General features: G+C 71.8%; 19 protein-coding genes and 1 pseudogene. 8 read left to right on the top strand and 12 right to left on the bottom strand.

Going from position 1 to position 18,260, the window contains the following annotated elements; genetic code table 11:
* Positions 1 to 26 precede the first annotated feature (26 nt).
* From ACFP2V_RS24450 to ACFP2V_RS24425, 6 genes are all read right to left on the bottom strand, one after another.
* On the bottom strand, positions 27 to 1,010 hold the full coding sequence (locus tag ACFP2V_RS24450; RefSeq protein ID WP_381216433.1) for an aldo/keto reductase: 984 nt from the start codon (positions 1,008 to 1,010) through the stop codon (positions 27 to 29).
* Between the two features lie 12 nt (positions 1,011 to 1,022).
* Positions 1,023 to 1,682: a TetR/AcrR family transcriptional regulator gene (locus ACFP2V_RS24445; protein WP_381216430.1), complete on the bottom strand. Its 660-nt coding sequence runs from the start codon at positions 1,680 to 1,682 to the stop codon at positions 1,023 to 1,025.
* Positions 1,683 to 1,687: 5 nt separating this feature from the next.
* Positions 1,688 to 3,202 (bottom strand): MFS transporter, encoded by a 1,515-nt coding sequence (locus ACFP2V_RS24440; protein ID WP_381216427.1) that lies wholly within the window; start codon positions 3,200 to 3,202, stop codon positions 1,688 to 1,690.
* A 285-nt stretch (positions 3,203 to 3,487) separates the two neighbouring features.
* On the bottom strand, positions 3,488 to 4,198 hold the full coding sequence (locus tag ACFP2V_RS24435; protein WP_381216424.1) for a ribonuclease H family protein: 711 nt from the start codon (positions 4,196 to 4,198) through the stop codon (positions 3,488 to 3,490).
* A gap of 107 nt (positions 4,199 to 4,305) precedes the next feature.
* Positions 4,306 to 5,109: a VOC family protein gene (locus ACFP2V_RS24430; RefSeq protein WP_381216421.1), complete on the bottom strand. Its 804-nt coding sequence runs from the start codon at positions 5,107 to 5,109 to the stop codon at positions 4,306 to 4,308.
* 444 nt (positions 5,110 to 5,553) lie between these two features.
* Positions 5,554 to 6,036, bottom strand: coding sequence for a VOC family protein (locus ACFP2V_RS24425; RefSeq protein WP_381216418.1), 483 nt, complete (start codon positions 6,034 to 6,036; stop codon positions 5,554 to 5,556).
* Between the two features lie 273 nt (positions 6,037 to 6,309).
* Here ACFP2V_RS24425 and ACFP2V_RS24420 point away from each other — a divergent pair, with 273 nt between their 5' ends.
* Together ACFP2V_RS24420 and ACFP2V_RS24415 are read left to right on the top strand one after the other, a co-directional pair.
* A complete protein-coding gene (locus tag ACFP2V_RS24420; RefSeq protein WP_381216415.1) occupies positions 6,310 to 7,011 on the top strand; it encodes an ATP-dependent Clp protease proteolytic subunit in 702 nt (233 codons plus the stop codon).
* A 2-nt stretch (positions 7,012 to 7,013) separates the two neighbouring features.
* Positions 7,014 to 7,616, top strand: coding sequence for a ClpP family protease (locus ACFP2V_RS24415; protein ID WP_381216482.1), 603 nt, complete (start codon positions 7,014 to 7,016; stop codon positions 7,614 to 7,616).
* A gap of 24 nt (positions 7,617 to 7,640) precedes the next feature.
* Here ACFP2V_RS24415 and ACFP2V_RS24410 read toward each other — a convergent pair whose 3' ends face one another.
* A complete protein-coding gene (locus ACFP2V_RS24410) occupies positions 7,641 to 8,063 on the bottom strand; it encodes a helix-turn-helix domain-containing protein (protein ID WP_381216412.1) in 423 nt (140 codons plus the stop codon).
* 186 nt (positions 8,064 to 8,249) lie between these two features.
* Between ACFP2V_RS24410 and ACFP2V_RS24405 the strand changes: the two genes are divergently transcribed.
* A complete protein-coding gene (locus tag ACFP2V_RS24405; RefSeq protein ID WP_381216409.1) occupies positions 8,250 to 9,137 on the top strand; it encodes a SigB/SigF/SigG family RNA polymerase sigma factor in 888 nt (295 codons plus the stop codon).
* A gap of 131 nt (positions 9,138 to 9,268) precedes the next feature.
* On the opposite strand, the gene ACFP2V_RS24400 is transcribed toward ACFP2V_RS24405, so the two are convergent.
* On the bottom strand, positions 9,269 to 9,724 hold the full coding sequence (locus tag ACFP2V_RS24400; protein ID WP_381216406.1) for an ATP-binding protein: 456 nt from the start codon (positions 9,722 to 9,724) through the stop codon (positions 9,269 to 9,271).
* A gap of 202 nt (positions 9,725 to 9,926) precedes the next feature.
* Between ACFP2V_RS24400 and ACFP2V_RS24395 the strand changes: the two genes are divergently transcribed.
* The 3 genes from ACFP2V_RS24395 to ACFP2V_RS24385 all read left to right on the top strand — a co-directional run bounded on the left by ACFP2V_RS24395 (position 9,927) and on the right by ACFP2V_RS24385 (position 12,712).
* The gene (locus tag ACFP2V_RS24395) at positions 9,927 to 10,511 is read left to right on the top strand and encodes a PRC-barrel domain-containing protein (RefSeq protein ID WP_381216403.1); all 585 of its coding nucleotides are present in this window, start codon (positions 9,927 to 9,929) and stop codon (positions 10,509 to 10,511) included.
* Positions 10,508 to 10,954 carry a PRC-barrel domain-containing protein gene (locus ACFP2V_RS24390; RefSeq protein WP_381216400.1) on the top strand — a complete coding sequence of 149 codons (447 nt, stop codon included), beginning with the start codon at positions 10,508 to 10,510 and terminating at the stop codon, positions 10,952 to 10,954. The genes ACFP2V_RS24395 and ACFP2V_RS24390 overlap by 4 nt, the downstream gene beginning before the upstream one ends.
* Before the next feature lie 462 nt (positions 10,955 to 11,416).
* On the top strand, positions 11,417 to 12,712 hold the full coding sequence (locus ACFP2V_RS24385) for a streptophobe family protein (protein ID WP_381216396.1): 1,296 nt from the start codon (positions 11,417 to 11,419) through the stop codon (positions 12,710 to 12,712).
* A 260-nt stretch (positions 12,713 to 12,972) separates the two neighbouring features.
* On the opposite strand, the pseudogene ACFP2V_RS24380 reads toward ACFP2V_RS24385, so the two are convergent.
* The 3 genes and pseudogenes from ACFP2V_RS24380 to mgrA form a co-directional block, all read right to left on the bottom strand.
* Positions 12,973 to 13,767, bottom strand: a pseudogene (locus tag ACFP2V_RS24380) (FHA domain-containing protein); the annotation flags it as partial.
* Between the two features lie 67 nt (positions 13,768 to 13,834).
* Positions 13,835 to 14,245 (bottom strand): hypothetical protein, encoded by a 411-nt coding sequence (locus tag ACFP2V_RS24375; protein ID WP_381216393.1) that lies wholly within the window; start codon positions 14,243 to 14,245, stop codon positions 13,835 to 13,837.
* 301 nt (positions 14,246 to 14,546) lie between these two features.
* Complete coding sequence (gene mgrA, locus ACFP2V_RS24370) at positions 14,547 to 15,539, bottom strand: L-glyceraldehyde 3-phosphate reductase (RefSeq protein WP_381216390.1); 993 nt, start codon at positions 15,537 to 15,539, stop codon at positions 14,547 to 14,549.
* A 131-nt stretch (positions 15,540 to 15,670) separates the two neighbouring features.
* On the opposite strand from mgrA, the gene ACFP2V_RS24365 reads away from it, so the two are divergent.
* Both ACFP2V_RS24365 and ACFP2V_RS24360 read left to right on the top strand, forming a co-directional pair.
* The gene (locus tag ACFP2V_RS24365; protein WP_381216387.1) at positions 15,671 to 16,555 is read left to right on the top strand and encodes a LysR family transcriptional regulator; all 885 of its coding nucleotides are present in this window, start codon (positions 15,671 to 15,673) and stop codon (positions 16,553 to 16,555) included.
* A gap of 110 nt (positions 16,556 to 16,665) precedes the next feature.
* Positions 16,666 to 17,181 carry a mycothiol transferase gene (locus tag ACFP2V_RS24360; protein WP_381216480.1) on the top strand — a complete coding sequence of 172 codons (516 nt, stop codon included), beginning with the start codon at positions 16,666 to 16,668 and terminating at the stop codon, positions 17,179 to 17,181.
* Here ACFP2V_RS24360 and ACFP2V_RS24355 read toward each other — a convergent pair.
* Positions 17,163 to 18,239, bottom strand: coding sequence for an adenosine deaminase (locus ACFP2V_RS24355; protein WP_381216384.1), 1,077 nt, complete (start codon positions 18,237 to 18,239; stop codon positions 17,163 to 17,165). The two genes, ACFP2V_RS24360 and ACFP2V_RS24355, sit on opposite strands and share 19 nt — an antisense overlap.
* Positions 18,240 to 18,260 lie beyond the last annotated feature (21 nt).

The raw sequence follows: 18,260 nt of genomic DNA, 5'->3' as shown, positions 1-18,260 counted from the left end.
TCACCGCCGGGCTGCCGCCCGGTGCGTCACCAGCGGCCCTCCACCTGGTTCTTGATCCGCCGCTCGTACAGGTCGTCGATCGCGGTGAGCGTCTGCTCGGGCAGCTCCGGGAGCCGGGCCGCGTGCGCGTTGGCCCGGGCCTGCTCGGGCGAACGGGCGCCGGGGATGACGGTGGTGACACCGGGCTGTCGGACGATCCAGCGCAGGGCCAGTTGGGCCGGGGTGTATCCCTCGGGGGCGAACGCGGCGAACTCGGCGGCGGCCTCGACGCCGGTCGTGTAGTCGACGCCGGAGAAGGTCTCGCCCTGGTCGAAGGACTCGCCGTGCCGGTTGAAGGTGCGGTGGTCGTTCTCGGGGAAGACGGTGTCCTTGGTGTACCTGCCGGACAGCAGGCCCGAGGCGAGCGGGACGCGGGCGATGACGCCGACGCCCGCCGCGCGGGCCGCCGGGAGCACCTCGCGCAGCGGCTTCATGCGGAACGGGTTGAGGATGATCTGCACGCTCGCCACGTTCGGCCGGGCGATCGCGGTCAGCGCCTGGGCACAGGTCTCCACGCTGACCCCGTACGCGGCGATCCGCTCCTCCGCGACCAGGGTGTCGAGGGCGTCGAAGACCTCGTCGGTGGAGTACACGGGGGTCGGCGGGCAGTGCAACTGCACCAGGTCGACGCGGTCGACGCCGAGGTTGCGGCGCGAGCGGTCGTTCCACGCGCGGAAGTTGTCCAGCACGTAGTTCTCCGGGATCTGTTCGACCCGGCGGCCCATCTTGGTGGCGACCAGTACGTGCAGATCGGGCCGTCCGCTCAGGAACGAGGCGATGGTCTGCTCGCTGCGCCCGTCCCCGTACACATCGGCGGTGTCGAAGAAGGTGACCCCGGATTCGGCGGCGGCCTCCAGGATCGTGAGGGCCTGCTTGTCGTCGACGTCCCCCCAGTCCGCCCCGAGTTGCCAGGTGCCGAGACCGATCACGGAGGCGTGCTGACCCGACCTGTCGAATGTGCGCTCGTCCATGGCGTCAGTCTGTCATCCGTCACGGCCGGGTGCGGGATCGGCACCCCCGGGCCCGCCCGTCCCGGCCGGCCCGGGGGTGAGATGGGCCTGCAGGGCGGGCGCGTACCGGTCCACCAGGACGTCGACGGCGGTGGAACGCACATGGGTGCCGCGGGCGAGGCCGTACATGACGCCGATGCCGAGCAGGGCGCCGACGGCCAGTTCGGCCCGCAGGCCCGCATCGGGGCCGGTGAGGCGTTCGGTGAGCCGCTCGGTCACCTGGGCGCGGAAGTCGGCGCGCATCATGTCGCCCTGTGCGCCGTGCAGGGGCGCGAACACGATCCGCAGCAGCGGGTCGGTGCCGTGCTCGGACTGGCTGACCACCACCTGCCGGACCATGTGCCGTCCGAGGTCCTCCAACGGCGCGTCCAGCAGGGCGGCGGCGTCCGTCTCGAAGGACATGACGCGGGCGAGGAGCGCGTCCTTGTTGCCGAAGTACTTCAGGATCAACGGCGGGCTCACTCCGGCACGTTCGGCGACCGCCTTGAGCGTGATGTCGGCGTGTGCGTGCCGGGCCAGGAGATGGCGGGCCGCCCGGAGGATGGCGGCCCTGCTGGCCTCGGCGTCCCGGCGGACCGGGGCGGCCGGAACAGGTGGCGCGGCCGGAGTGGTTGGGGTGGGTGGGGTGCTCATGGCATTCACGCTCCTTCCCTCGCCCGGTCCCCGACCGCTTTGCCGCCGCGGCCGAAGGTCCGCCGGGTCCCGGCTCCGTCCGGGTCGCGGGGCATGGCGAGCGCGATCGCACAGGCCGCGAGCGCGATCGCGCCGGCCATCGCGAACGCCAGCAGGTAGCCGTGCAGGGTGGGTACGGGCAGTCCGGCGACCGGGCTGGTGTGGTGCACCAGGACGGCGGCCACGGCGGCACTGGACACGGCCTGACCGATCGTGCGCATCAGGACGTTGACCCCGGTGGCGGACGCGGTCTGGCCGGCCGGTACGGCCCGCAGGATGAGGGTGGGCAGCGCCGAGTAGACGAAGGCGGTGCCGACGGCGACGACGGTGGATCCCGTGATGATCATCCACAGATCGCGGCTGTCCGCGATGCGCACCGCGTAGCCGAGCGCGATGATCGCGGAGCCGAGCGCGAGCGTGACACGCGGTCCGCGGGCGGCGGAGATGCGGGCGGAGAGCGGCGACAGCACCAGCATGACGACCCCGCCGGGCAGCAGGCACAGGCCGGTGGCGACGATGGACAGTTCGAGCCCGTATCCGGAAGCCCTCGGGGCCTGCACCAGCTGAGCGGTGACCAGCGAGTTGGCGTAGAAAGCGAATCCGGCGAGCAGGGCGGCGAGATGGGCCGGGCCGACGCTGGGCCGGCCTGCCAGCCGCAGGTCCACCAGCGGCCGTTCGGCTCGCAGTTGCTGTACGCACCACCCGGCCAGGACGACGACGGCGGCACCGAACAGGCCCAGCACCGTCGGACTGCCCCATCCCCACTGCCCGCCCTGGGACACCCCGAGCAGCAGGCACACCAGCCCGGCGGCGAGCCCGAGTGCGCCCGGCACGTCGAACCGGCCCGGCTCGCGCACCGGTGACTCCCGCACCACCCACCAGACCAGCGCCAGTCCCAGGGCCCCGAGTGCGGCGGTCGCCCAGAACATGGCGTGCCAGTCGGCGTACTGCACCATCAGCGCGGCCAGCGGCAGCCCGAGTGCGGCACCGATACCGACGGTGGAACTCATCAGCGCGACGGCGGAGCCCCGGCGGGCGGGCGGCAGTTCGTCCCGCAGGATACTGATGGACAGCGGAACGACCGCGGCTGCGGCGCCCGTCAGGGCTCGGGCGGCGATGAGTACCCGGATGTCGGAGGACAGGGCGCACCCGGCGGCGCCGGCCGTCATCAGGGCGAGGGCCGTCATCAGCACCCGCCGTTTGCCGTACATGTCACCGGCCCGGCCCAGGACCGGGGTCAGAACGGCTCCGGCCAGCAGGGTGGCGGTGACCATCCAGGAGACCGCGCCGGGTGAGGCGCCGGTCAGCCGGGGCAGGTCGGGCAGCAGCGGGACGACCACGGTCTGCATGACGGCCATGAGGATGCCGCCGAACGCGAGCACCGGGACGGTGAGCCGCTCCCGGGCGGTGCGCGCCTTCGGCGGCCGCCCGGGTATGTGCGCGGCCCTGTCTGCACTGTCTGCCAGGTCTGCCTGGTCCATCGGCACTCCAGCCGGAAGGGAAAGCCCGGTCAATACGGCGAGCGTGGTGAATGCCGATTCACCTTAGCAAGTGAATCGGCATTCACCCCGTGTTGATCCGACGCTTCCCGTTCCCCGGGCTCTCGTACCGCGGCGGGCCGCGCTCTGTCCGGGGAGCAGGGCTGTCCGGCGTTCCCGCTGGTGGCGGGCACGGGTCTGTGCGGGGTCGGGGTGCTCGCGCAGGGCTCCGGCCAGGGCGAAGGCCGGGTTCCGCAACGCTGCTCGCGGGGCCGGGCTCGGTCGTACTCAGGCGCTCTCGGCCGTGCGGCACTCGGGATGGCCCCAGCCGCTGTCGTTCTTGGCGATGGGCTCGCCCGCCGCGTAGGGCCGGCCGCAAAGGCAGCGGCCCGGGAACTTCGCCTTGATCGTGCGGTTCGAGGAGCCGCCGCGCGGACGGGACGACGTCTTCGCCCCGGTGGACCTGCGCTTGGCGGCACCGGCGGGCGGGGTGTCCGGAGAGGGCGGCGGCTCGGGCGAGCCCGCGTCGCTGCCCGCGTCCTGCTGGACGACGGCCGCCTGGCTGGCGGCGCGGTCGGCGAAGTCGTTGAGGCGGTCTCCGTCGGCCTGGTGGGCGGGGACGTAGCGGAACTCGACCGAGCGGCCCTGCAGGAGTCCGTCGATGCTGACGACGAGTTCCTGGTTGGCGACCGGTTTACCGGCCGCCGTCCGCCAGCCGTTGCGCTTCCAGCCGGGCAGCCAGGTGGTGACCGCCTTCATCGCGTACTGCGAGTCCATCCGGACCTCGAGCGGCACGTCGGGGTCGGTCGCCGCCAGCAGCCGCTCCAGCGCGGTGAGTTCGGCGACATTGTTGGTGGCTCTGCCGAGCGCGCCCGCCTGCCAGCGGACCGGGGCCTCGGAGGCGTCGGCGATCACCCAGGCCCAGGCGGCGGGTCCGGGGTTGCCCTTGGAAGCCCCGTCGCACGCGGCCACAACACGTTCACGCATGCGTCCGATCATGCCATGGCCGGGCGGAGGGCCAGGCCGCGCGGTGTGCCTGCCCAAGAGAGCCCGTCGGGCCGCTCCCCGAGGCGATTTCGACGGTCAGCGCGATCCGGGCGGTCAGGTCATTCGTTCGGCACGTCGGTGGTGCCGGGCCTCTCGCCCTCCATGGTCGTGACGTCGATCACCGAGAAGTTCGCGCCCTGCGGGTCGCTCAGGGTGGCGAACCGCCCGAAGGGAGTGGTGATCGGCCCGAAGTGCGGGGTGCCGCCCCGCTCGGTGGCCCTGGTCACCGCCTCGTCGCAGTTCTCTACGGCGAAGTAGACGTTCATGTACGACGGCACCTCGGGCGGGAAGTCCTCCGTCATCCCCATCCGGCCGAGCACGGTCTCCTGGCCGAGTTCGTAGAGCCGGAAGTCGATCGATTCGTCCTCGAGCTGCCTCGACCTGTAGGAGAAGACCGCGGGGAAGAACACGTCGGTCTTCTCCGGGTCCCGGGTGCAGACCTCCGCCCAGCAGTACGCGCCGGGCACGTTGGTCGCCTCGAAGCCCTCGTGGGTGCCGGCCTGCCAGAGGCCGAAGACGGTGCCACCAGGTTCGCGGGCCAGGCACATCGTGCCGAAGTCGCCGACCCTCATCGGTTCCATCAGCATCTCGCCGTCGTTGTCCCGGATGCGGGCGGCGGTGGCGGCGGCGTCCCGGACCGCGAGATAGAGGCACCACTGCGACGGGCCCTCCTGGCCGGGCATGGGCGGGACGACGGCCGCCACCGCTTTGCCGTCTGCGTAGGCCTGGGTGTAGTTGCCGAACTCCGACGACGACCCGCCGAAGGTCCAGCCGAGGACGTCTCCGTAGAAACGCTTGGCCCCCTCGACGTCGTTGAACATCACGTCGGCCCAGCAGGGGGTTCCCTCGGGTTGTACGGCCATGACGGCGTGCCCTCTCCGGACGGGTGGTCGGTCCTTCCTTCACGCTAATCACCCGTACCCGGACCCGCGCGCCGAACCGCCCGGGCCGCCCGAGCCGCCCGGGCGGCCGCCGAGCCGCGGTGAACGGCCTGTCCTGAAGCGTGTCTTCCCTCCGGGCCGGGCTGTGCTTGCCCGGGGTGCCGTTTCGGCCGGGCGGGGCGGGCGTCACGTATGCGCAAGTCGTGGGCCGTGGGAGCGGCGCCGGCCGCCGTGCCGCCCGGTGCGTGCGGGGACCCGTCGTCCGATCCGTCGGCATTCCGCGCATGGCGCGGGAGATCACCCGGGGGGTCGGGGAGCACGCCCGCTCGCGCCGACGGGACGGGGCGTCGCGGCACAGGCAGGACGCGACGAGGGTTCGCGCAGTGGGGCGGGCCGTCCCGCTGCCCGCCCCACTGCGCACGGTTGTCACTCGCCCGCGTAGGCCTTCTCCAGGGCGGCGATGTCGAGCTTGCCCATCGACATCATGGCCTTCATGGCGCGGGCCGCCTTCTGGGGGTCCGCGTCGGCGATCATCTCGGTCAGCCGGGCGGGGACGACCTGCCAGGACACGCCGAACCTGTCCTTGAGCCAGCCGCAGGGCCCGTGCTCGCCGCCTCCCTCGACGAGCTTGTCCCAGTAGAAGTCGACCTCGCCCTGGTCGGCGCAGTCGATCTGCAGGGAGATCGCCTCGGTGAACTTGAACTCGGGCCCGCCGTTCAGCGCGACGAACCTCTGGCCGTTGGCCGTGAAGTCCACGGTGAGGACGGAACCCTCAGGTCCGGGCCCGGCCTCGGTGTACCGGAGGGTGCGGCCGACGCTGGAGTTCTTGAACACGGACACGTAGAAGTTCGCGGCCTCCTCGGCCTGGCCGTCGAACCAGAGGCACGTGGTGAATCCGTCGGTGGTCATGAATACCTCCTGGGGTGTGGAACGCGGTCATCAATGTCGACCGGTCCGGGCCCCGGAAGTCATCGGTCGGCGGCGGAGCAACCACGGGGGACACGGGGCCGGGAGAAGCCTCTGCCCGTGGCGAATCTGCCGCGGGCAGAGAAATCCCCGCGGGTCCCCGCGGCCGGTCAAGAGTGGAGGCACACGGTCGCACCGGCCGCGTGCCGACGAACAGCACAGGCACAGGCACACGCACGACCGGACAGCCACACACCGACACCCACGGGAGCGCCGATGTCTCCACTCAGTACCGGATCCGCCACCGAACGCGCATCCGGCCTCGCGGCCGGGCTCAGCGCCGGCCTGCCGCCGGTCCCGCTGCCCCGGGCCGAGGAGGGCGACACCCCTCCTACCCGGTTCGACGACCATCTGGCCGCCCAGCTCCTCGCCCAGCGGATCGTCCTGCTCGGGACGCAGGTCGACGAGGTTTCCGCCAACCGGGTGTGCGCGCAGCTGCTGATCCTGTCCGCGGAGGACCCGCGCACCGACATCAGCCTGTACGTCAACAGCCCCGGCGGGTCCGTACACGCGGGCCTGGCGATCTACGACACGATGCGGCTGATCCCCAACGACGTGTCGACGCTCGCCATGGGATTCGCGGCCAGCATGGGTCAGTTCCTGCTGAGCGTCGGCGCACCGGGCAAGCGGTACGCCCTGCCCAACGCGCGGATCATGATGCACCAGCCGTCCGCCGGGATCGGCGGCACCACCGCCGACATCGAGATCCAGGCGGAGAACCTGGAGTTCACCAAGCGGACCATCGAGCGGATCACCGCCGAGCACACCGGCCAGTCGGCGGAGACGATCTCCCGGGACGGCGATCGCGACCGATGGTTCACGGCCGAGGAGGCCAGGGAGTACGGGATGGTGGACCGGGTGGTGGAGTCGCTGGACGACGTCCGTCCGGCCGCGACGCGGCGCAGGACGGGGCTGTGACGATGGGTACGTACACGATTCCGAACGTCGTCGAGCGCACCCCGCAGGGCGAACGGTCCTACGACGTGTTCAGCCGGCTGCTGTCCGAGCGGATCATCTTCCTGGGCACCGAGATCGACGACGGGGTGGCCAACGTCGTCATCGCGCAGCTCCTCCATCTGGAGTCGTCGGCGCCGGAGCGCGAGATCGCGGTCTATATCAACTCCCCGGGCGGCTCGTTCACCTCGCTCATGGCGATCTACGACACCATGGCGTTCGTACAGGCGCCGATCTCGACGTACTGCGTCGGTCAGGCGGCGTCCACGGCGGCGGTGCTGCTGGCCGGCGGAGACCCGGGGCGCCGGTTCGTGCTGGAGCACGCGCGTGTGCTCCTCGGGCAGCCGGCCACGGGCGGGCAGCGGGGCACGGTCTCCGATCTGTCGCTGCGGGCCAAGGAGATGCTGCGGATCCGTTCGCAGGTGGAGGAGGTCCTGTCCCGGCACACGCACCACGACGTGGCGACACTGCGGGCGGACATGGACCGCGACAAGGTGTTCACCGCGCAGGAGGCCGTGGCGTACGGCCTGGCCGACGAGGTGCTGAGCCGGCGCCTCATGGGTGTGTGAGGCGCCGGCTCCGGCACGGTCGCGTCAGGCGGCCAGGCACAGTCCGTCGTACGAGGCGCGGGCCGTGCTCCGGCTCGCGGGGGCCCGCCGGCTGGTGATGCGGACGAGTTCTCCCTGGGCCCGCGACAGCAGGTCGCCCAGGCCCAGGCCGAGGGCCTGGGCGGCGGCCGCGAGGACCTCCGAGGAGGCCTCCTTGCGGCCCCGCTCCACCTCCGACAGATACGGCATGGAGATCCGGGCCGTGTCGGCGACGTCCTTCAGCGTCCGCTCCTGGGCGAGCCGCTCCCGGCGCAGCACGTCACCGACCAGGTCGCGCCACAGCGGCTCCCTGGCAGTGGGGGCGGCGGGAACGGGGGCTGGAGCCGGGGCCGGTGGGGCGGCGGCATGGCGTGCGGGCGCGGGCCGCAGGGGGATGACACGGGCGTCGAGGGGCGCTTGTTTTCTCACCCCTCCAGCGTAGGAATCCTCGCCCCGGGGGGAAGGGAGTGGCGTTCCGCCCTGAGTGAAGGAGGCGGCACCGTCCGTCACCGCGGAGGTTCTCCAAAGTCGGAGGGAGTGTTCGGAACGGAGCTGGGTAGTCGCAATCCCGAAGGACCAAGGCACATGTCCATCGGACTTTCGTGGGGAGAGGTAATGGAAACCGCCGTGATCCGGTCGCAGGCGCAGGTCGTCGAAAGGAACGCCGAGGCCGGGGCGGGTGAGGGAAGCCTGCCCGGGGTCGTCGACCCCCGGACCGTCGCTCCGCGCGATGCCAAGGAGTTGTCCCGTCAGTTCTTCCGTCGCCTGGCGGAGCTGGAGGAGGGCACGCACGAGTACCAGTACGCGCGCAACACCCTGATCGAGATGAACATGTCGCTGGTGCGGTTCGCGGCCGGGCGGTTCCGCGGCCGTGGCGACGACATGGAGGACATCGTCCAGACCGGCATGATCGGTCTGATCAAGGCGATCGACCGGTTCGAGCTGTCGCGCGAGGTCGAGTTCACCTCCTTCGCGCTGCCGTACATCGTCGGCGAGATCAAGCGTTTCTTCCGTGACACCACCTGGGCGGTCCACGTACCACGCCGGCTCCAGGAGCTGCGGGTGGAACTGGCCAAGGCCCGCGAGGAGCTCGCCAGCAGGCTGGACCGCGAGCCCACGGTCACCGAGCTCGCCACGCTGATGAACATCACCGAGGAGCAGGTCAACGAGGGCCGGCTGGCCGCGAACGGCTACAACTCGTCGTCGCTGGACGCCGCCCTCACCGGTGACGGCCCCGAGAACGGCGAGTCCGTCCTGGCCGACTTCATCGGCGTGGAGGAGGAGGGGCTGCGGCTCGTCGAGGACTTCCACGCGCTCGCCCCGCTCATGGCCGAGCTCAGCGACCGCGACCGGGAGATCATCCGGATGCGGTTCGTCGAGGAGGCCACCCAGGCGGAGATCGGCGAACGGCTCGGGTGCTCGCAGATGCATGTCTCCCGCCTGATCAAGCGGATCATCGGCCGTTTGCGCGAGGGCATGCTGGGCGAGCTCGGCTGCGCCTGACGGCACAGGACACGGAATGCGGCTGCCCTCCCACCCCGGGGGTGGGAGGGCAGCCGCATTCCGTCACGTCGGGGCGTCGGGGTTCGGCGCGTGCAGACCGTCCGGGGACGCGCGCCGGCCGCTGGTGCCGTTCAGCCGGCCCCGAAGCTCAGCACCGCGCGGACACACTTTCCGACCGGTACCCGCTCCACGAGGATGTCGCGCGCCAGAGCCTGCACGATCTCCAGGCCGTGGCAGCCGATGCGCTCGGGATCGCGGGGGTAGATGCGCGGCAGCGTGCCGCTGCTGTCGTAGACGGTGACCGTGATCACTTCGTCCGTGCCCTCCAGCTCCAGGATGTACGGGCCGTTGCTGTGCCGGTCGGCGTTGGTGACCAGTTCGCTCACGACCAGGAGTGCCGCGCCGTCGGTCCGCTCGCCGATCGTGGCGCACCACTCGGTCCTGAGCTGCTCCAGGAACAGCGACGCGAAGGCACGTGCCTCGGCGATGCATCCCGGCTCGCCGGTGAAGTGTGCTGCCCGCCGTAGCGGTTCCACGGGTACGTCGAAACCAGTCGGTATCACTGCCCCGTCCAGGTGATCGATCATGCGCTTCTCTCTGCGAAGCCGGGCCGGCCGGACGAGCCGGACGATCTGCACAGGTGCACGTACCCCAAGTCCGGCCGCTCAGTCCCCCTGATCGGTGTTCGCCGCGCCACAGAGCGGGAACCCGGTTCCGGCAGGGGCGTGGACGGATTCCGAGGCATGCGGGAAGGACGACGGCAAAGGGGCGGCAGCGGGAAGGCGACCGATGAGCGAGCTGTTGGCGGTGCGGAGCCTGTCGACGCTGCCCGTGGTGACGCTGGGCGGCGATGCCGTCGCCCACGTCAAGGACACCGTCCTCGACGCCGAGGCCGGGTGCATCACGGGCTTCACCCTCACCGGCCGGACCCTGCTGTCGGGTCCGCTCTCCCGCGACCTGCCCTGGCCGGCGGTGCACGCCCTCGGCCATCAGGCGGTGATGGTCCGCGACGAGAAGGCGCTGTGCGACCTGCCCCTGTCGGTGGCCCGCCGCGACGCCCTGCGCGGGCGGCTGCTCAGCGCGCAGGTCCTCACCGACGAGGGCGACCGGCTCGGCACGGTGCTCGACGTCCTGGTCGAGGGCGGCACCAGTGGCCGTATCGTCGCCTTCCGGCTCGCCGCACACCGGGAGCTGGTACCGGGTTCGAGGCACCGGCGGCACCGGGTGTACGTGCCGCGTGGTGAGGCGGTCTCGGTCTCCGGCCGGTCGTTGGTCCTCCCCGCGCACGCCACCACCTACGTCACCGACGACCTGCCGGACTTCGTGGCACGGGTCGGCGCGTTCCACGCCTGGCGGACGGGTGCACTGCCGTGATGCTGTTCTCCCGGGTGCGAGGGCTTCCGGTGCTGACCCCGGGCGAGGGGGTCCGTCTGGGCGTCGTACGGGCGCTGACGGTCGACGCGGCGTCCGGCACCGTCACGCACGTACGGGTGCGGCGCGGACTGCTGCGCAGGGACGCCGCCCTGGCCTGGGACGCCCTGGACGCCGCCGGCCCGGACATGCTGATCGCGGCCCCGTCCTCCGCCCTGGCCGGGGCCCCGCCGCATCACGAGCTGCTCGGCCGCAGGGTGCTCACCGAGGACGGCGAGGAGCGCGGCACCGTGCTCGACGCGGCGTTCGATCCGCTCACCGCCCGTATCGAGGCGATCCTGACGACGATCGGCGAGCTGCCGGCCGAGCGGCTGCTGGGGCTGGGCGACCACGCTCTGGTGGTACGGGGGCGCAGAGCAGCGGGCGACCATGGTCGGCCCGGGTGACCCTTCCCCTGAATCCCTGGGTGGCACCACTCGTGGCATCACCCGTGCCGTTGTCGGCGGCGCCGTTCGGCACGTCGTTCATGGTGTCGGATTCGGCCGGTGGCGGCACCTGGGAATCGGACGGCGGCGGCTCGCCGGTCGTCGGGGTGCTGTCCCCGGGCTCGCTCGACGGTGGCTCACCGGGGGGGATTGCCCTCGCCCGTCGCCGGTCCGGAGCCGGGGGCGGGGAGGAGCCCGGCAGAGGCCCGGAGGGGATCCGGTGGGCCGGCCGGAGGACGGCGGTTCGACGGTCACGAGTCCCTCTTCCCAGCGCGGCTTCAGGAGATGCCCATCAGACCAATGTCGACATAACGATTCTTCCGTTACGCGTTCATTGTGTGCTCCGTTGATACACCCGCCGCAAGCCGGCGCGGACGGACCTCCCGGCAGGCGCCCTGTGCGGAGGCTGCTTAGCGTGCAGTGGTGAGTTCACGCACCCTCTCCGACCCGGCGGTCGCCCGCCACGGCTGGGCGCAGGCCCTCTTCACGGTGCTGGGCGGGCTGATCGCCATGGGCCTCGTGGCCGCGCTCGGGCTGTGGGCGGCCGGTGCCGCGGATCTCCCGGACGGTTCGTTCCCCCGGGTGCTCGCTGCGACCGTCGTCACGGCCGTCGGCGGGTCGGTGGGCCTGGCCGGCGACGCGGGCGATTTGGCCGGCGCGGAGGGCGGCCTGACCGTCATGCCGCTGTCCGTCACTCTCACCGGCGCCCTGTTCATCGGCTGGGGCTTTCTTCGCCCGTTGCGCCACCGGGCCGTCACCGGGGCGCCGGAGCTTGCCGGGTGGGCCGCGAGGATCGTCGCCCTGTGGCTGATCGCCCTGCTCTGCCTGGCATTCGCCGCCCGGCACACGTTCAAGATCTCCCTCGGAAAAGGCGCCCTGCGTGATCTCAGTGATCTGTTCGGGCTCTCCCCCGAGGTCGGCTTCGCCGCCGATGTGCCGCTGACCGTTCTCGTCGGCCTGCTCTGGCTGGCGGGTGTCCTGGTGCTGGCCCTGCTGGTGTCGCGCGGCGCCCCGCTGCCGGGCCGGCTGCTCCGGTTCCAGACGGCGGTACGGCCCGCGGCGCACGCGATGCTGCAACTGCTGCTCGCCTTCGTCGTCATCGGTCTCGTGATCGCGCTGGTCGTCGCGGCGACGCGGGGGCACCCGGCGGAGACGTTCGCCGTGATCCTGCTCGGACTGCCCAACGTGACCTGGCTCGCGCTGACCATCGGGCTGGGCGCCACCTGGGACGGCAGGGTGGAAGGCCCCTTCGGACTGCCCATGCCGCACCTCCTCGACGAGGTGCTGCGCACCGAGGACGTCTCGGCGCTGAACCTGAGCACGCTCGCCGAGCACGACGGCAGGGTGTGGTGGCTGCTGGTGGCCGACGCGGTCCTGCTGCTGGCCGTGGCGTTCGTGATGGCGGCCCTGTCACCGGCCCGGGTCCGGGCCTGGCAGCACGCGGTACACCTGGCGGTGGCGCTCGCACTGGCGGTCCTGACGATCTGTCTGGTCGGCCGGATCTCCGTCCGGCTCGGCCTGTCCGTGCTCGGCATCGGCGACCTGGGCACGGGGCTCTCCGGTCGGATTCTGCTGAAACCGCGTCTGCCGGTCGCGCTGGGGCTGGCCCTCCTGTGGGGTCTGGTCGCCGGCTTCGCGGGCGCGCTGCTGGCCCGGGAGACGCACCATCGAGGGCACCATCGAGGCCGGTCGGACCGGCTGACGGGGGCAGCCGGCTGACGGGACCGCACGGGAGTCCCGAGGGTCCTAGGTCCACCGGCCCGAGCACCGGCTCCGCCCAGGCCGGTGGGGGCTGCGGCGCATCCCGCTCCGCCTCTTCCCCCGCCGGCACGGTTCCGCTCCGGTCCCCGACGGCGTTTTCGCTCCCGTCTCCATCCGTGCTCCCGCTCCGGCTTCCGCGCAGGTCCACGCGGGTGGCGGGGTGCCCCTCGGGAGCGGTCGTGGTGGCGCCGCCCCCCCCCGTGGCGGCGGTGCGCAGCGGTGGACTTGCCCGCGCCGCCCGGGCCGACCACGGCGAGCAGGCACTTCTCCCCCACCGGGAAGGACACCTGGTCGAGCAGGGTCGTGCGGCCGTTGTCGACGGCGACGGTGAGGTCCTGCACGTCGAGGGAGATCTCGCCGGTGTCGACGTACTCCTGGAGTTCGTCGCCGACGAGGCGGAGCGCGGAGTGGCCGATGCCGACGATGCCACCGGGGCCGACCGGGGCGCTGGTGACGGGCCTGCCGTTGAGGTAGGTGCCGTTGTGGCTGCCGGGGTCGGCGATCTCGTACGTCCCGTCGGACAGCGCCCTCAGTTCGGCGTGCCGGCGGGAGACCACGAGATCGTCGATGACGAGGTCGTTGTCGGCGGCGCGGCCGGTACGGACAGTGCGGGCGGGCAGCGGCCGTACGGTGGTGGGCTGTCGGTAGGTGCCGGTCCGGGCGGGGCTCGACACGGCGGAGAGGCGTTCGGGGGCGGGCGGCGGCCGGTCGATCAGGACGGCACTCGGTCCGTCCTGAGGACTGCCGAAGCGGATGACGCTGCCGGGGCCCACGTCCTTCACGTGCACGCGGTGGCCGTCGGTGCAGGTGCCGTTGGTGCTGCGCTCGTCCTCGACGGTCCAGTGGCCGTCACCGGGGCGGAGCACCGCGTGGTGCCAGGAGACCCCGGCGTCGTCCATGACGATGTCGCTCAACGGGTCGCGTCCGACGTGGTGGTCGCGAACCGGGCTCATCAGGGTGGAGCCGCTGTCGGTCTCCACGAGGAGCTCCGGTGCGACCGGCGGCTCGACCATGTCTGGATTCCACCGATTAGCCCGCTCGAGTGCCTGGCGTGGCGGGTGGGGCCGGGCGGGGCACGGATCAGGCGACGGGGACACCCAGGACCGGAGCCGCGCGCTGCATCCGCAGGGCGTCCACGGACTCGGCCAGGAGCTCGTACTCGGTGGTCTCGTCGCCGGTGGCGAGGCGCACCATCTGTCCGGCGGCCAGGGCCTCGGCCATTTCCTCCTGTCGAGCGGTGTCGCCGCACCAGGCGCGCAGCACGGCGGGTACGTCGGGCACCCCGTCGGCGACGGGGACGAGCGCGCCCGGGGGTAAATGCTCGGCCTCCGGCTGCGGGTCGAGGCGCTCGGCGATCCAGGAGGCGCGGTCGCGCAGCCACCACAGGGCGAGGGCCAGGGTGGGAGCGCGGTACGTGCCGAGGGGCACACCGATGCGGCGGCCGTCGCAGACTCCGTACGCCGTGACGTGGCACAGGAACTCGTCGTGCACGATTCTCTCCCCCGGTTGCGTTGCCCGGCGGCCGACCGGGCTCGCTCTCCGGTGGGTCGCGTGCTGTGCGTGAGGACGCCGTTGCGCGGGGTGAAGCGCTCTCGTTGTCGAGTATGTTCACCGCTGAATCACTGTCACCATGCCTTTCCGGCCACTCTCCTGGCATATTCGCCTCTCCTGTTGGCCAGAATGCTGTGGGTAACGGTGCCCGGCACGGCAGGGAGCGGACCTGGCACGGCGCCGGCCGTGCCGTCATGACGTCGACGACACGGCCGGAAAAGATCTGCTCGGGGCGCCCGCCCTACTGCTTGACGACGGCGTCGATGCGGGCCAGTTCGTCCGCGTCGAAGTCGAGGTTGCGGGTGGCCGCGACACTGTCCTCCAGCTGCCGCGGGCTGCTCGCCCCGACCAGGGCCGAGGTCACGCGTCCCCCGCGCAGCACCCAGGCGAGCGCCATCTGCGCGAGGCTCTGGCCGCGGGACTCGGCGATCCCGTTCAGCGTGCGCAGCCGCTCCACCAGCTCACCGGTGACGGCGTCGGTGTTCAGGAACGGGCTGTCGCTCGCGGCCCGGGAGTCCTCGGGAATGCCGTCGAGGTAGCGGGCGGTCAGCAGACCCTGCTCCAGCGGGGAGTAGGCGATGGAGCCGACCCGCAGCTCATCCAGGGCGTCCAGCAGGCCCTCGTCCTCCGGGCGCCGGTCGAGCATCGAGTAGCGGGGCTGGTGGATCAGCAGCGGGGTGCCCAGCTCGCCCAGGATGCGGGCGGCCTCGCGGGTCTGTTCCGCGGAGTAGTTGGAGACGCCGACGTAGAGCGCCTTGCCCTGCTGGACCGCCGAATGCAGGGCTCCCATCGTCTCCTCCAGCGGAGTCTCCGGGTCGAAGCGGTGCGAGTAGAAGACGTCGACGTAGTCGAGGCCCATGCGGCCGAGGCTCTGGTCGAGCGAGGACAGCAGGTACTTGCGCGAGCCCCATTCGCCGTACGGACCGGGCCACATCAGGTAGCCGGCCTTGGTGGAGATCACCAGCTCGTCGCGGTACGGCGCGAAGTCCGCCCGCAGGGCCTCGCCGAGGGCGGACTCGGCGGCGCCGGGGGGCGGGCCGTAGTTGTTGGCGAGGTCGAAGTGGGTGACGCCGAGGTCGAAGGCGCGGCGCAGGATGGCACGCTGGGTCTCGACGGGGCGGTCGGGACCGAAGTTGTGCCACAGACCGAGCGAGAGCGCGGGAAGCATGAGCCCGCTGCGTCCGGTGCGCCGGTAGGGCAGATCCGCGTAACGGTCGGGGTGCGGGGTGTACAACGTGACTCCAGGGGGTTGGTGCGCGGGTGTCCGGCTCTGTGGAACCAGAACCGGGTTCCACTCTGTCGCGGTCCGCGGGCAGCGGTCCAACAGAAGAATCCGATGGAATTCAGCGAATACGCTTCTCAATCATGGAACTGCGTCATCTTCAGCATTTCGTCGCCGTCGCCGAGGACCAGCACTTCACCCGTGCGGCGGAGCGGCTGCTGGTCTCCCAGTCGGGTCTTTCGGCGTCGATCCGCTCCCTGGAGCGCGAGTTGCAGACGCCGTTGTTCGTACGGACGACCCGGAGGGTGACGCTCACGGAGGCCGGACGGGCGCTGCTGGTGGAGGCTGAGCGGATCCTGGCGCAGGTGCGGGCGGCGCACGAGGCGGTGGCCGCGGTACAGGGAGTGCTGCGCGGCACGCTCGCTCTGGGCGCCGAGCAGTGCATCGCCGGGGTGCATCTGGCGGAACTGCTGGCCGATTTCCGGCGGCGCCATCCGGATGTGGAGATCCGGCTGCGTCAATGGGGCTCGGCGGCACTGGCGGAGGAGGTCGCGGCGGGACGCCTCGACCTGGCCTTCGCCTACCGGACCCACACGGACCCCGACCAGTTGCGGTCGGTGGCCCTCACCAGCGAACCGATGACCGTGCTCTGCCATCCCGATCACCGCCTGGCACGGGCCGGGACGCCGCTGAACCCGCACGATCTGGGCGGCGAGGTGTTCGTGGACTTCCATCCCGACTGGGGCCCGCGTCGCGCCACCGACACCGCGTTCGCCGCTGCCGGCGTACGGCGCACAGTGGCGCTGGAGGTGAACGACGTGCACAGTCTGCTGGACCTGGTCGACGAGAACCTCGGCATCGCCGTCGTCCCCCAGCATTTCCGGCACAAGCGCGCGGCGCTGACCGCGCTGCCGCTGAAGGACACCGGTGAGTCGGTGTACGAGAGTGTGGTGCTGGTCCCGCCCGAGGAGGCGACCAGTCCGGCGGCGCGGGCGCTGATGGCTCTGCTGGACGGCGGGCAGGCGTAGCGACCGGCGCACGGAGAAGGGAAGGACGGCGCGTGTCCGCGCGCGGCCGGCGTGGCGCCCATGGGTGCAGCCAGGGCGCGTACGACGGCGGGATGCGCGAGGGTGGTGCCATGCTTGCCAAGGACATCCTCATCGACGGCTACGGCAGAATTCGCGAAGAGGTCCACGCCGCCGTGACCGGACTCGGCCCGGACGCCCTGAACACTGCGCCGGCCCCGGGCGCCAACTCCGTCGCCTGGCTGGTCTGGCACCTCACCCGGATCCAGGACGACCATGTCGCGGACGCCTTCGGGCTCGACCAGGTGTGGCTCGCCCGGGGCTTCGAGAAGCGGTTCGCACTCGGTCTGCCCCGCCACGACACCGGGTACGGCCACACCCCGGAGCGGGTCGCCGAGGTACGGGTCGACTCGGGCGACCTCCTCACCGGCTACTACGACGCGGTGCACGAGCAGACCCTGGACGCCCTGCGCGCACTGGCCGCCAAGGACCTGGAGCGCATCGTGGACGAGCGCTGGGACCCGCCGGTGAGCCTGGGGGTGCGCCTGGTCAGCGTCCTGTCCGACGATCTCCAGCACGTCGGACAGGCCGCCTATGTACGGGGACTGCTTCAGCGCACGGAGTCGTAGCCGGGCAGGACCACGTCCCTGAGCAGGGCGTTGCGCTCGTCGAACGGGAGGAACGCGCTCTTGACGGCGTTCACCGTGACGGTCCGCAGGTCCTCGACGGTCCAGCCGGCCTGCTCCACCAGCAGGGACATCTCACGGGTCATCGTGGTGCCGGACACCAGCCGGTTGTCCGTGTTGAGGGTGACCCGGAAGCCGAGGTCCTTCAGCGCGGTGATGGGGTGCGTGGCGATCGAGCCGGCTGCTCCGGTCTGGAGGTTGGAGGTGGGGCACATCTCCAGCGCGATACGGCGGTCGCGGACCCAGCCCGCGAGCCGGCCGAGCTTGCCGTCGACGATGTCCTCCGTGATCCGCACGCCGTGACCGATGCGCTGGGCGCCGCACAGCTGGACCGCCTGGTGGATGCTGGGCAGGCCGTGGGCCTCGCCGGCGTGGACGGTGAACGGCACGCTCTCGCGGCGCAGGTGTTCGAAGGCGTCCAGGTGATCGGCGGCGGGGAAGCCGTCCTCGGCGCCGGCGATGTCGAAGCCCACGACGCCCGCGTCCCGGAACGCCACCACCAGGTCGGCGATCTCCCGCGTCCGGTCGAACATCCGCATGCCGCACAGCAGCGTCCCGACCCGCACCGGCGTCCCCGCGGCGGCGGCCTTGGCCATACCGGCCGCGAGGCCCTCCTGCACGGCCTCGACCACCTCGGGCAGGGTCAGTCCGCCCTTCGTCATCAGCTCGGGGGCGTAGCGGACCTCGCCGTAGACGACACCGTCGGCGGCGAGGTCGAGCACGTACTCCTCGGCGGTGCGCAGCAGTCCCTCGCGGGTCTGCATGACGGCGAGGGTGTGCTCGAAGGTGGCTATGTAGCGCACCAGGTCACCGGAGCCGGCGGCCTCGACGTACCAGGCGGCGAGCTCGTCCGGGTCGGTGGTGGGCAGGGCGTGGCCGACCGTGTCCGCGAGCTCCACCACGGTGGCCGGACGCAGTCCGCCGTCGAGGTGGTCGTGCAGCACGGCCTTGGGCAGCCGGCGGAGGGTGTCGGTGTCGGGGGTGATGCGGGGCGCGGTCATGGGCGGGCGTTCCTCAGTGGT

The sequence above is a fragment of the Streptomyces incanus genome, assembly GCF_042656345.1.
GTDB lineage: Bacteria > Actinomycetota > Actinomycetes > Streptomycetales > Streptomycetaceae > Streptomyces > Streptomyces incanus.
This window is presented reverse-complemented; position numbering and strand designations above follow the sequence as displayed.